Consider the following 13,174-nt stretch of genomic DNA (forward strand, 5'->3'; position numbering starts at 1 on the left):
AGCTCCCTCTCTCACCCCGGAAAGCTACAATTCGATCCACACGCGGCACTTTATAGGTGTAGTTGTAGCTCCCTCTCTCACCCCGGAAAGCTACAATACTACACCCGGAAGGGTGGCGTTCTCCTGTGTTGTAGCTCCCTCTCTCACCCCGGAAAGCTACAATCATCTTCGTCGAAGCCTTCGCTGTCTGACTGTTGTAGCTCCCTCTCTCACCCCGGAAAGCTACAATCCATTTAGGTTTCGGCCCCTTGCCGCCATGGTTGTAGCTCCCTCTCTCACCCCGGAAAGCTACAATAGGTGCGCATGAGCAAGAAGGGCGAGCGCTGTTGTAGCTCCCTCTCTCACCCCGGAAAGCTACAATTCCAGCACATCGACTGATGCATTGGCATAAGTTGTAGCTCCCTCTCTCACCCCGGAAAGCTACAATTCTTGCCCTGGCCGTTGGCTACGAGAAGAAGTTGTAGCTCCCTCTCTCACCCCGGAAAGCTACAATTCCTGACAATCAACCTGCCGAGCCAAGAGGGTTGTAGCTCCCTCTCTCACCCCGGAAAGCTACAATTGCAAAGCAGCACAGTACGCAAGAATGAAGGTTGTAGCTCCCTCTCTCACCCCGGAAAGCTACAATAGACCTCCCCAAAATTCCCGCCCGGCGTGAGCTGGGCGGGAATTTTTTCTGAAAAATCCGTGTCAGAAAAGTAGCATTTGTTCGGCTGTGACCGTTTTTTCTTGAAAAAGGCGCATGCCGACGAGCAGACGGATGCCGGCGAACTGCTTTTCAGTGACTGTCATGCAACGGACGGAGCCGGCGGGAGGAAGGCTGTCTACCAAACGCTTGAGGTGTTTTTCTTGATCGTCCGAACCATTGAGCAGGCGACCGTAGACGGACCACTGGATCATGTCGTAACCGTCGTTGAGCAAGAAGCGCCGGAATTGAACGTAGGCGCGCTTTTCGGTTTTTGTGACCATCGGTAGGTCGAAGAAGACAATCAGTCGCATGAAACGTCGCGTCTCCCTGCTCATGTTTAATAGTCCAGCGTGTGTGTTCTGAGTCCAATCAGGGAAGGCAATTCGAGATGGCTATCTTCTTGCTCGAAAAGTCGCCCAAGGCTCTCCACTGCGTATTCGATTGCCGACATGACAGACATCTTGCCCTGTGGCATCGCGAGGTCGACATTGAGCAGGGCAACCAGATCGGCTTTGTCTTTTGGTGAAAGATCGCCTTCTGTACTTGGGGGATTCTTTGCAACATGCAGATCGACCACGGGGCGAAATGGTTCGATCAGGTCGTCAGCAAGGTTGAAGGCGTTTTGCTCGCTGGCATGGAAAATACCCAGCGGAGGATGCAGACCGTGGGCGACAAGGCCGCGCGCAATTGCTCCACGGAGAACAGCGTAGCCATAATCGAGCGCAGCATTGATCCAGCGCTCTTCGGCACGGTAGAAACCGGGGCCGAAGAGTTGCGCGAAATAAAAGGCGGCGGCTTGTCCTTCGATATTGTCGACGTCGCCAGAGCGAACCCGGTTCGCGTATGAACTCAGGCGGTCCGCTCCCTGTCGCGCAGCCAAACGTAGGCATGCCGCCTGGTTTTCGATCTTGCGGCGGACGATGTTGGCCCATGCCTGTTTGGCAAGCGGCTTGCTGACGTCGAGTTGCTTTCGCATCAGGCGCGTCGTTCTCGAATGCGACAGAAAGGGCAGGAAAATGCCGTTCGGCTGATGGTTGTCGCCGGTTGCATAGAGTCCGATCCCATATTCGGCGCAGGCAGATAGCACCGGATGGGTCAGGTTGATTTGCCGGTGGTTGAGGACGATGACGGCAATGTCTTCAAACGGGATAAAGGCCGTTTCTTCCTGCTCGATAGCGAGCGAGAAGTGCTCCCGACGCAGACGGGCTGGCCGGGAGATCATTACGCTACGCCAGCCCACGGCGTGGCTCCGGTTGCGCCGGGTAGATATGGCCGAGGGTGTCGACGTGGAGTTTCTCTAATGCCAAGGCGGTTTTTACGCCAATCCCTTCAAGCATTCCATCTTTGCCCACCTGCTGATTTCGGTCATGTACCCAAATGTTTAGATTTCCTGTCCCACGATGGCAACTCGAGTAATAGCCAATAATTGGTTGTTTGCCTTTTTGTGTAACTCTGACCAGATCGTTCGGATAAAGCGAGAAACACCAGTCAAACGTCTCGTCGATCAGCGTCCATTCGCCTTCGTCCTTGGCCTGCACAATCGCCCGGTTTGGCAACACGGTCACTTTGTGGTGCACATAGACTGGCACGAGATGGAATTTGCCCGCTTTCGTGAAAACATCCACCCGCAACATGCTGTCGTTTTTTGCGATGCCGCCCCGAACAGGAATGCCGGAGAGCTTGTCGATGAGCATCGTGACGCTACGCACAACCGGGCCGGTCGGGTTTCCATCCCGGTCGGGTTTACGAAGCGGATTGTCGGGTGGAAAAGCCTTCTCTCCCTTGCCTCCATGTGCATTCAGGCGTTCCCGAATGGCGGCGTAGAGTTTTTCGTTCCGGTGCGGATCAATTAGCTTGTCAATGTCTTTCAGGCTCAGGCTGGCCAGCGGTACTTTCTGCGTTACGCTGCCTAGTTGTTGAAACCGTGCCGGTTGCGCGTAGATGGTGTCCTTGTGTGCGGCACCGCCATTGCGCCGTTGCGGCGCGCGGGAGACGAACAGGGGGAGTAGTGCGTCGAGCGCGGCATCGTCGTAGGTGCCAAAGCGTTCTATATCGGCACGAAGCTGCATGCGGTCATCTGTTTTGAGACGGGATTCAAGCTCATGGCGGAAGTGCGACCACGGTTCCGGAAAGTGCTGTTTCAGTTGTCGGAATTTGGCGGGGTTGATGATTTCGCCTGTGGTCGTGTCGATAAAGCCGTCACGAACCTGATGTAATTCCCGCGTGCGTGAATAATCGGCCAGACGTTTGACCATGCCATGCGAGCAGGCGGCGATGACGGCGGCGTCCAATGCGTGATGGCGGTCACTCTCGCTGCGGATTTTGTTGATTCCCCAGCGCGCACGCAAAAAGGCGGTCATTTGTCCGCTGAGAACGACACAGCGCTTGACCTCGCTGCCGTCTGCGAGTTGCAGGTAGCGCTCGACATGGTTTTTGAAGAATTTGCAGATGTAGCGGGTGTCGTTCAGGTTGCGCTCCTTGAACTCTTCAGCCTCTTTGCTTCCGAACTCCTTGCGCAACAAGCGGCTGCGTTTCGCTAACCGGTAGGCCTTGTTTGTTTCAACGAACACCACAAATCGCTGCCAGCGCGGGCTGTTTTCTGCTCCGCCAAGATATTCATACGGTGTGCGATTGCCTTTGTCGCGATTTTCCCGGGCGAGAACGAGTACTTTGTTGTTCTTGCCATCGTCGAAACTGCGCGAGTAGGGGAGTGCATGGTCGATTTCGACGTAACCGGCTTCGAGCAAACGGTCGAGGTCGATGGCCTCCTGGGAATAGGCGCATTTGCCCAGCTGTTCGCGGTAAAGGCGAAATTTCTCGAATTCGCCGCCTTTGGGCTCTTGCCCGAATTCTTCGATGAACAGGGTTTTGTCGCGTTCATTTCGGGTGCGGTATTCGTCCTGCTCTTTCTTGATCTTGTTGCGTTCATCAAGCGGCCGGGACAAATCACGCGCCATTTCGATATTTACCGCCATCGGCGATCCATAACGCCGCGCAATCGCGTTAACAACCTTACGCGCCTGATTCAACGCTCTTAAAACCACCGGATTGCGTGGAATATCAGCATCTTCAGCAAAAAGCATACGGCCATCGGAGTCTCGTCCTTTGTATAGCGGCGGCAACGTGCGGAATTTGCTTTCATCCGGTGCGTGCAACTGGCTGTGATGATAGCCGGCGGAAACACAGGCTTCGTCGTAGCGTTGCCCCTGTTCCATGAACGGGACAATTTTGCGAAGCACCTTCAGCGACAGCGCATGGAACTTATCAAAACGAATGTCGAGCAGTGCTTCGACCATCCTTTCCCGATTGGGCAGCTCCAGTTTTTCCAGCTCGGTGCGGGCCTCGTCGTCTTCTTTGTAGATACTGAGAATTCGGGCGATGTCGTCGAGTGTATGCGGATTGCCGCCATTAGCCGCGCCAGCGAGACTTTCCCATTCGGTTTCCAGTCCGGCTCTTTTCAGGGTGTTGCGAAGCTCCTGCCAGGCGGGCAAACGAATCAGCTTTTCCGACTTGGGGTCTTTGCCTTCTTTGGCCGCACGCAGTCCCGCAAATTCGAACGATTCTGGCAGCAGGCCTTTTTTGACGAGTGCGCTATGCAGTTGCTTGTAGGTCAGATCGCTGGCTTGCAGATAGGGCAGTGGAAGAGCTATCGCGCGTTCTTCAGCATTGAGGGGGCGGGTGACGCCGTCGCACACGATGCGCAGGTTGTTCAGTCGGGTCAGCCAGACCTGGCGCTCGGCGGTGAAACTGGCTTTGGGCGCGCGGTGTTCTGCTTTTTCAAATGTGCATTTGCCCAGCATTTTGAGCAAGGCGGCTCCGGAAAGTGCCGGCCTCTGCCGCCAGAACAAGCCGTTTTTTCGGTCACCATTGCCCAGAATGGTCATTTCCAGGGGGGCGCTTGTATATGGGTTGCCGAATTTGCGCTGGAGAGAAAACAGCGTTTTCAGTTCCTCGCCAAGCAGCAAACGAGAGATCGCTTTTGTGTATTCGCCCTGTTTGTTGCGCTGTGCGTTGGGAAACTCGGTGAGCAACATTTCGGCAACCGAGCGATAGCTTTTTTCTTCCATGAGGCGACGTGTGCCAGATAGCCCACGTTTGACCCGACCGCCTTCGCCTTTCGCATCACCTTCCGCCTGTTTTTCCTCGGCACGGCTAACCCAGTGAAAGCCCCGGTGTTTGCAGAGGTGATAGATAACCCGCGCCCACTCATCTCTGTTCAGCTTTCTGTCCAACCCCTCAACGCGCAGTTTCCACGGAGACACTTCTGCCGGATTGCTCGGCTGAAAATGCCGCTTATCCTCGATCAGGCCATGGCGCTTGAGTTCTCGTGTCAGTTTTTTTAGACGCCATGCGCGTTGGGCAAGGCGATGGCGTGCGAGACGAGCCATGCGCCGGGTGAGGTTTAGCGGATCACCTTCCTTGGCCGTTTCCGCCTTGTCGAAAGCGCGGACGCCTAAGTCGATTAGGCGGTTTTCACCAAGCAGGCACCAGCCGACGGAAGCGATGCCTATATCCAGTCCGAGTGTGTACGCGTGTTGCATAAATTGACCTGGCATTATTCAAATGCAGGTAGAATACGCCCGTTTGTAGCTTTCCGGGGTGAGAGCCGTTGCTACAATAAGGTGTCATCGAAAGATGACGACCGAATCCGGCCCGACAGGGAAACCTGTCGGGCCTTTTCATTTCTTGTTTGGTTTTTCTGCCCGGGCGGTGGCCGTCAGTCGTCGATCTGCAGCGTCAGACCGGATTCGCTGAGGGATGTGTAAGGCTTGGTGAGGAGGCCGTGTTCCAGCGCCAGATCGAAGGCGTCGAGCGCCTTGGCGATGTGCTCGGTAAGAACCGCTTCGGCTTCGGCGATGTTGCCCTGTTCAAAGGCATTGACGATTGCCCAGTGCTCGGACATCGAGCGCGTGCGCACGTCGCCGACGGCCAGCAGGACATGCGAGCGCAGCGCGACAAAACGGCCCGAGGAGACGCGATAGGCCTCGATCAGGTACTTGTTGCCGCTGTTTTCGACGAACGACGCATGAAAGTCCGTATCGGCGTGGGCTACCGCGAGAAAATCGTTGGCTGCCTTGGCGGCCTCCATTTCGTCGATCGATTGGCGCAGCAGGGCGAGGGTTGCCTGCTTGTGCCGGGTGCTACTGAGCGCGATTGCCTGCACTTCGAGAATGGTCCGGAATTCGCACAACTCGGCGACATCCTGCCGCGTTGGCATGAATACGTAACTGCCGCGCTGCGGCCGGATGTCGATCAGCCCTTGTACCTGCAGCGCCGTCAGCGCGTCGCGCACCGGCGTGCGGCTGACGCCGAGGGCGGTAGCGAGCTTGTCTTCGGAAAGCGCCTCGCCAAGCCCGAGTTCGGCGTCGAGGATGGCCCGGCGCAGGCGGTCGGTGACGCGGGAGGTCAGCGAGCCGCTGCGGGAGGACGAGATGGCGCGTGGCATGGTCGATGCGGCGGTGTGGTTATTCAATCCCCTGGCTGGCCAGATACTCTTCGTAATTACCGAGGTAATTGACGATGGTGCCGTCCATGCGGATTTCGAGGATGCGCGTCGCCAGCGAGGAGACGAACTCGCGGTCGTGCGAGACGAAAACCAGCGTGCCCTTGAATTTTTCGAGCGCGGTGTTCAGCGATTCGATCGATTCCATGTCCAGGTGGTTGGTCGGTTCGTCGAGCACCAGCACGTTGTTCTTCATCAGCATCAGCTTGCCGAAGATCATGCGGCCCTGTTCGCCGCCGGAAATGACGTTGACCGATTTCTTGACCTCGTCGCCGGAGAACAGCAAACGGCCCAGCGTGCCGCGAATCAGCGTTTCCAGATCCTCGCCCTCGGCGGCGTTGGCGCGTGCGTACTCGGCGACCCACTCGGTCAGGCTGGTATCGCCCTTGAAGTCCTCGGCGTGGTCCTGCGCGTAATAGCCGACGCGCGCTTTTTCGGTCCATTTGACGGTGCCGAACTGTGGTTGCAGTTCGCCCATCAACAGCTTGAGCAGCGTCGATTTGCCGACGCCGTTTTCACCGATGATGGCCAGACGGTCACCGGCATTGAGCGCCAGATCGAAGTTGTTGAAAATCTTGCGCTCGCTGCCTTCGTAGGCAAAGGTCAGCTTTTCGATTTCGACGGCCAGACGGTGCAGTTTTTCCTTCTCGTCGTATTCGAAGCGGATCCACGGGTACTGGCGCGACGACGGCTTGATGTCCTCGGGCTTGAGCTTGTCGATCTGCTTCATGCGGCTGGTTGCCTGCTTGGCTTTCGAGGCGTTGGCCGAGAAGCGGCGGACGAAGGTCTGCAGTTCGGCAATGCGTTCCTTGGCCTTGGCGTTGGCCGAAGCCTGACGTTCGCGCGCCTGCGTCGAGGCTTCCATGAAGTCGTCGTAGTTGCCCGGATAGACGGTGATCTTGCCGTAATCCAGATCGGCCATGTGCGTACACACCTGGTTCAGGAAGTGACGGTCGTGGGAGATGATGATCATCGTGCTGTTACGCTCGTTGATCACATTCTCCAGCCAGCGGATGGTGGCGATGTCGAGGTTGTTGGTCGGTTCGTCGAGCAGCAGGATTTCGGGATTGGCGAACAGCGCCTGCGTCAGCAGCACGCGCAGTTTCCAGCCCGGCGCGACTTCGCTCATCGGGCCAAAATGCTGTTCCAACGGAATGCCGACGCCAAGCAGCAATTCGCCGGCACGTGCTTCGGCGGTGTAGCCGTCATACTCGGCGAACTTGCTTTCCAGTTCGGCGGCGTGCATGAAGTCTTCTTCGGTGGCCTCCGGATTGGCGTAGATCGCGTCCTTTTCCTGCATGCAGGCCCACATCTGCTCGTGCCCCATCATGACCACGTCGATAACGCGCATGTCTTCGTAGGCAAACTGATCTTGGCGCAGATAGGCCATGCGCTCGTGGGCATCCTTCGAGACATTGCCGGCGGTGGGCTCCAGCTCGCCGGCGAGGATCTTCATGAAGGTCGACTTGCCGGCGCCGTTGGCGCCGATCAGGCCATAACGAAAGCCTTCGCCAAACTTGACGGAAACGTTTTCAAACAGGGGCTTGGCCCCGAACTGCATGGTGATGTTGGCGGCGACGAGCACTCGAAAACCTCGGAAAGTCTTTGATTTGACAAGCCCGCCATTGTACCCGAGGCGCGCGGTCTGCTGCCGGGAAGAAGAGTAAGGATTTGACGAATCGTAAAACGGGTGGCGCGCGATCAGTCGCGCTTTTCGTCTTTGTCCTCGTACATGCGCCGGTCGGCGAGCTCGATCAGTGCGGCGGGGGTGGCCGCTTCGGCCGGATACAGCGCCGCGCCAATCGCCGCGCCGACGTGAAGCGAAAGGCCGTCGATTTCGAAGGCGGCGCTTGCGCGTTTGCGCAGGCGTTCGATCACGCGGGCGAGGAGGGCTTCGTCGGCGTCCTCAATGAGGATGGCGAATTCGTCGCCTGCCCAGCGCGAGACGGTGTCGGCAAGGCGTACTTCTTGCTGGAGTCGGGTGGCGAATATGTGCAGTACCCGGTCGCCGAATTTATGCCCGTATCGATCGTTGATGGGCTTGAAACCGTTGAGGTCGATGAAAATGACGGCGATTTGTCCGCCGTTGCGCCGCATCAATCGCCGGATGCTCTGTTCCAGGCGGTCGTCGAACAGGCGCCGGTTGGGCAGTTCGGTGAGGCTGTCAAAGCCGGCCAGACGTGCCATTTCGCTGCGCTGGCGGAGTACTGTGAAAACGCAGAGGCCGCCCAGCACGGCGAGAAGCCAGCCAATGCTGCGAATTGTCCATGCCAGATCGGCGCGGCCCTTGTCGTTGTTGCGTACAGCGTAGGTCCAGGTGCCGCTGGGCATCTCGGCCTTGAGTTGCACGGTGGCCGGATCGGCGAACAGTTCGGGCCGTCCCCACAGGATGCCGCCGGGCGCGCCGTTCCGTTCTTCGCTACGCAGGGTGAACTCGAAAGACTTGTCCTCCATTCCCTCGAATACCGCTTGGTGCAGCGAGGGTATGTCGATCACCGTCGACAGCAGGCCCCAGTATTTGCCCTCGACGATGACGGGAACGCGGTAAATCAGGCCGGTGCCGCCCTGAACCAGGTTAACCGGCCCGGTCAGTACCGTCTGGTGATTTTCGACGGCTTGCCGAACAGCCGGCCATTGCGCCGGAATGTCGCGGTAATCGCGACCAAGCGCCTGTTCGTTTCCGGCACGCGGGCAGACGTAAGTCATGCGCGTGCCGATGGCGATGGAAAAGTTCCGGATGTGGCGCCCGAAGCCATGCACAGTTTCCAGGATGCGGTTGATTTCCTCGCTGTCGAGTTGATCGTGGCGCACGGCCAGATAGCCGACGATGCCGCTCGACAGATAGAGCACGGAGTTGAGTTCGCGGTCGGTGCGGGCGCGCAGTTCGGAGGCGATGGCCAGAGTTTTCGCCGAATTTTCCGACGCAATCTCCCTGGCGCGGAGGGCAATCAGGGTTTCCGTGGTCGTGATCAGCGAGAGACCGACCAGCAAGGCCGCCAGGCCGGCAAAACCGCGTGTCATGGATGCCCGGTTCAAGGCAAGCCCGATGTGACGTGCGACGGCGCTGTGCGAATTCTGGTGGCGGGTCATGGTAAGCCGGAACCTCGATGCGTTCCGGATTGTCTGTAATGGTTGGGTTTTCAAGCTTGTCCGGGGACGCGTTAGGATTGTAGCATCTGGGCTCCCGGCGCTTTGGGACAAGGCATGTGTCATGGCCGTTCCGTCACACCTGAATAACAACGATAAACAAAGGCTATCGTTGTTATCGAAACAATCAATTGGTTAAATGATTTGTGTGTCTTTAAGATTCACTCGTCGCTTCACTTTTCAACCCGAAACAAGGAGTCGTAACGATGAAATCACTGATCAATTCCGAAGTTCTCCCGTTCAACGCCACCGCCTTCCATAACGGCAAATTTGTTGCCGTCTCCGACGCCGATCTGCGCGGCAAGTGGTCGGTGGTCTTCTTCTATCCGGCCGACTTTACCTTCGTCTGCCCGACCGAACTCGGCGATCTGGCCGACAACTACGCCGAATTCAAGAAGCTCGGCGTCGAGATCTACAGCGTGTCGACCGACACGCACTTCACGCACAAGGCATGGCACGACAGCTCGGAAACGATCAAGAAGATCGAATACGTGATGGTTGGCGACCCGACCGGCGTGATCAGCCGCAACTTCGGCGTGATGATCGAGGAAGCCGGCCTCGCCGAGCGTGGCACCTTCGTGATCGATCCACAGGGCAAGATCCAGATCATCGAAATCAACGCCGGCGGCATCGGCCGCGACGCTTCCGAACTGTTGCGCAAGGTCAAGGCCGCGCAATACGTCGCCTCGCACCCGGGTGAAGTCTGCCCGGCCAAGTGGAATGAAGGCGACGCCACGCTGGCGCCGTCGCTCGACCTCGTCGGCAAGATCTAAGTTACGCAAGGTCCTCCGTCACCCCGGCGCATGCCGGGGCCAGCGAGTTGTCCTGGAGTCCCGCTTCCGCAGGTGACGGTTTCCCCTCAGTCAATGCTTCCTCAATAAAAAACCACCCGTCGCACTGGGAGAAAAGAATGCTCGACGCCGCCATCAAGACCCAACTCAAGGCCTATCTCGAAAGATTGCAGCAACCGATTGAACTCGTCGCCTCGCTTGATGCGGGCGCCAAGTCCGGGGAGGTGCGGGGCCTGCTGACCGACATCGCCGAGCTGTCGGACAAGGTGGCGGTCCGCTTTGACGGTCACGATGCCCGGCGTCCGTCGTTCTCCGTCGGCCGTCCCGGCGAACCGGCGCGCATCCAGTTCGCCGGCATCCCGATGGGGCACGAATTCACCTCGCTCGTTCTGGCTTTGCTGCAGACGGGCGGCCATCCGCCGAAGGTCGAGCCGGCGGTCATCGAACAGATCAAGGCACTTTCCGGCACCTTCCGCTTCGAGACCTTCATTTCCCTGTCCTGCCACAACTGCCCGGATGTCGTGCAGGCGCTCAATCTGATGGCCGTGCTCAATCCCGGCATCAGCAGCGCCATGATCGACGGCGCGCTGTTCCAGGATGAGGTTGAGCAGCGCCAGATCATGGCCGTGCCGACCGTTTTCCTGAATGGCGAACCGTTCGGCCAGGGGCGCATGACGCTCGAAGAGATCGTCGCCCAGATCGACACCGGCGCGGCGGCGCGCGAAGCCGAAAAGATTGCGGCGAAGGCAGCGTTCGACGTGCTTGTCGTCGGCGGCGGGCCAGCCGGTGCAGCGGCGGCGATCTACGCGGCACGCAAGGGCGTGCGCACCGGCGTCGTCGCCGAGCGTTTCGGCGGCCAGGTGCTCGACACGCTGGCGATCGAAAACTTCATCTCGGTCAAGGAAACCGACGGGCCGAAACTCGCCGCCGGCCTCGAGCAGCATGTCCGCATCTACGACGTGGATATCATGAATTTGCAACGCGCCGAGGCGTTGGTCAGCGATCCCGACGGACTGACCGAAGTGCGCCTGGCGAACGGCGCGACGCTGAAGAGCAAGACGGTCATTCTGTCGACCGGCGCCCGCTGGCGCGAAATGAACGTGCCGGGCGAGAAGGAATACAAGGCGCGCGGCGTTTGTTTCTGCCCGCACTGCGACGGCCCGCTGTTCAAGGGCAAGCGCGTGGCGGTGATCGGCGGCGGCAACTCCGGCGTCGAAGCGGCGATCGACTTGGCCGGTATCGTTGGCCACGTGACTTTGCTCGAATTCGATCCGGCCTTGCGCGCCGATTCCGTGCTGCAGAAAAAGCTGTTCAGCCTGCCCAACGTCAAGGTCATCACACAGGCGCAGACGACCGAGGTGACCGGCGACGGCGAAAAGGTCAACGGCCTCGTTTACAAGGACCGGGCGACCGGCGACTCGCACAAGGTCGAGCTCGAAGGCATCTTCGTGCAGATCGGCCTCTTGCCGAACACCGATTGGCTCAAGGGGACGCTCAACCTCTCGCCGCGCGGTGAGATCGAGGTCGACAACCGTGGCCAGACGTCGATGGCGGGTGTCTTTGCGGCCGGCGACTGCACGACGGTGCCGTACAAGCAGATCATCATCGCCATGGGCGAAGGCGCCAAGGCGTCGCTCTCGGCGTTCGACTACCTGATCCGCAATTCGGCCCCGGAATAAACGACGGTCCGTTGTTGCGCAAAGGAATGGGCGGGCCGGGGGATTTCTCCGGCCCGTTTGCTATGGGCGCTTGTCCGATCGGCTTGCCGTGCCAGAAGATGTCGCCGGACGCGGGGGCGAGAGTTCGCACGGGAGGCGCGGCAAGCTGGTTTTTCCGGAGCCATTCTGTCCCGTCAGATAAACGAGTTCGCCGGCGGCGACGTGGAATCCGATGCCGGCGAAAAGACGGCGTTCGCCACGAATGCATTCGAGATTGGAGACGGGCTGGCTGATCGAGAAAAAAACCCCCGGGGCCGCAGGGCGGCGCCGGGGGCTGTAAGCTACGTCGGTTGCCCGGAATGTAGCGAGGTGATTATTGCGTCTGCTGGATCCCGGCCACGACCCAGCCGCCGGAGCCGCTGGTTGCCTTGGTAAGGTGCCAGATCTCATCGATCGCTTCCGGCGTCGCGTCCTTGTCCTCACGAATCAGGCCGGTAAACCGCACGCTGACGATGTAGCGCGTCGCTTCCTGGACGACTTCGACCACTTCCGCGTCGAGCGTGACGACGTCGGTCTGCTGCGCGGCGTTTCCGCGTTCGGAGAGGTTCATCTTGATCTCGGCGAACATTTCCGGCGTCGTGAATTCGCGGATGTCGTCGAGGTTGCCGGCATCATGGGCGGCCTGCAGGCGGATGAAATTGACCTTGGCGTTGCGGACGAAGGCATCGGCATCGAAATCGGCCGGGATGGCTGCGCCTGTCGGGGTATCCGTGGTACTCGCGGTGTTGGACGATCCCCCGCCGACCGGTGCCGTATATTCAAACGGCCTGACGTCGGCCGACGGGTTGGCGCCCGCCGTCGCGTATTGCAGACCGCTCACGCGGGAACCGCCCTGCGCGGCGGCCCGCCGGCGCATGAAGAAGCCGATCACCGCCATCGCGACCATGGCCAGCAACGCGATCATCATGATCGACGCCAATCCCTCGCCGAAGCCGAGGTGCGAGGCCAGTGCCGCCAGACCGAGACCGGCGGCGAGGCCGGCCAGAGGCCCCATCCAGGAACGTTTGGCTGGCGCGGCTTGTGGTCCGGGGGTTGCGCTCTTGGCCGCGCTGGGCGCCGTGGCCTGGTTGGGGGCCGGCGCGGCGTTCTGCTTGTTGAACGTGGAGGACTGCCGTTGCATACCGAAGGATTTACCGCCGCCGAAGCGCTTGGCGGCTTCGGCATCGCCCGCTGTCAGCGTCAGCCCGAGTGCAAAGATAACAGCCAGCAACGAGAGAAATTTCATGTTTGAACTCCTGAGTTAGGAAAGAGTGCGTAAGGGTACGCAACTCTGATTGCAAAGAAAACAAGGATTATTGGCTTGGATGCGTCGAAAAATCCTGTGTGTTGC

The 13,174-nt window shown here is 59.0% G+C and carries 9 protein-coding genes and 1 CRISPR repeat array (1 of these 10 only partly in view); of the genes, 2 read left to right on the forward strand and 7 right to left on the reverse strand.

Annotation, left to right across the window (positions count from 1 at the left end):
- Nucleotides 1–625: direct repeats of the CRISPR family, unit length 36 nt; unit sequence GTTGTAGCTCCCTCTCTCACCCCGGAAAGCTACAAT (it extends 269 nt beyond the left edge of the window).
- 62 nt (nucleotides 626–687) lie between these two features.
- From cas2 to GH659_RS07205, 6 genes are all read right to left on the reverse strand, one after another.
- Complete coding sequence (gene cas2, locus GH659_RS07180) at nucleotides 688–996, reverse strand: CRISPR-associated endonuclease Cas2 (protein ID WP_153110615.1); 309 nt, start codon at nucleotides 994–996, stop codon at nucleotides 688–690.
- A gap of 26 nt (nucleotides 997–1,022) precedes the next feature.
- A complete protein-coding gene (gene cas1, locus GH659_RS07185; protein ID WP_153110617.1) occupies nucleotides 1,023–1,907 on the reverse strand; it encodes a type II CRISPR-associated endonuclease Cas1 in 885 nt (294 codons plus the stop codon).
- A gap of 4 nt (nucleotides 1,908–1,911) precedes the next feature.
- Nucleotides 1,912–5,226: a type II CRISPR RNA-guided endonuclease Cas9 gene (cas9, locus tag GH659_RS07190; protein WP_211364147.1), complete on the reverse strand. Its 3,315-nt coding sequence runs from the start codon at nucleotides 5,224–5,226 to the stop codon at nucleotides 1,912–1,914.
- Nucleotides 5,227–5,402: 176 nt separating this feature from the next.
- Nucleotides 5,403–6,131 (reverse strand): GntR family transcriptional regulator, encoded by a 729-nt coding sequence (locus tag GH659_RS07195; RefSeq protein WP_153110621.1) that lies wholly within the window; start codon nucleotides 6,129–6,131, stop codon nucleotides 5,403–5,405.
- 19 nt (nucleotides 6,132–6,150) lie between these two features.
- Nucleotides 6,151–7,773 (reverse strand): ABC-F family ATPase, encoded by a 1,623-nt coding sequence (locus tag GH659_RS07200; protein ID WP_153110623.1) that lies wholly within the window; start codon nucleotides 7,771–7,773, stop codon nucleotides 6,151–6,153.
- 116 nt (nucleotides 7,774–7,889) lie between these two features.
- The gene (locus GH659_RS07205; protein ID WP_170285840.1) at nucleotides 7,890–9,278 is read right to left on the reverse strand and encodes a diguanylate cyclase domain-containing protein; all 1,389 of its coding nucleotides are present in this window, start codon (nucleotides 9,276–9,278) and stop codon (nucleotides 7,890–7,892) included.
- Nucleotides 9,279–9,541: 263 nt separating this feature from the next.
- On the opposite strand from GH659_RS07205, the gene ahpC reads away from it, so the two are divergent.
- On the forward strand, nucleotides 9,542–10,108 hold the full coding sequence (gene ahpC / locus GH659_RS07210) for an alkyl hydroperoxide reductase subunit C (RefSeq protein WP_153110626.1): 567 nt from the start codon (nucleotides 9,542–9,544) through the stop codon (nucleotides 10,106–10,108).
- Nucleotides 10,109–10,245: 137 nt separating this feature from the next.
- Nucleotides 10,246–11,805, forward strand: coding sequence for an alkyl hydroperoxide reductase subunit F (ahpF, locus tag GH659_RS07215; RefSeq protein WP_153110628.1), 1,560 nt, complete (start codon nucleotides 10,246–10,248; stop codon nucleotides 11,803–11,805).
- Between the two features lie 352 nt (nucleotides 11,806–12,157).
- On the opposite strand, the gene GH659_RS07220 is transcribed toward ahpF, so the two are convergent.
- Nucleotides 12,158–13,069 carry a Tim44 domain-containing protein gene (locus GH659_RS07220; protein ID WP_153110630.1) on the reverse strand — a complete coding sequence of 304 codons (912 nt, stop codon included), beginning with the start codon at nucleotides 13,067–13,069 and terminating at the stop codon, nucleotides 12,158–12,160.
- Between the last annotated feature and the right edge of the window lie 105 nt (nucleotides 13,070–13,174).

The organism is Propionivibrio limicola (assembly GCF_009469695.1).
In the GTDB taxonomy this organism is placed as follows: domain Bacteria; phylum Pseudomonadota; class Gammaproteobacteria; order Burkholderiales; family Rhodocyclaceae; genus Propionivibrio; species Propionivibrio limicola.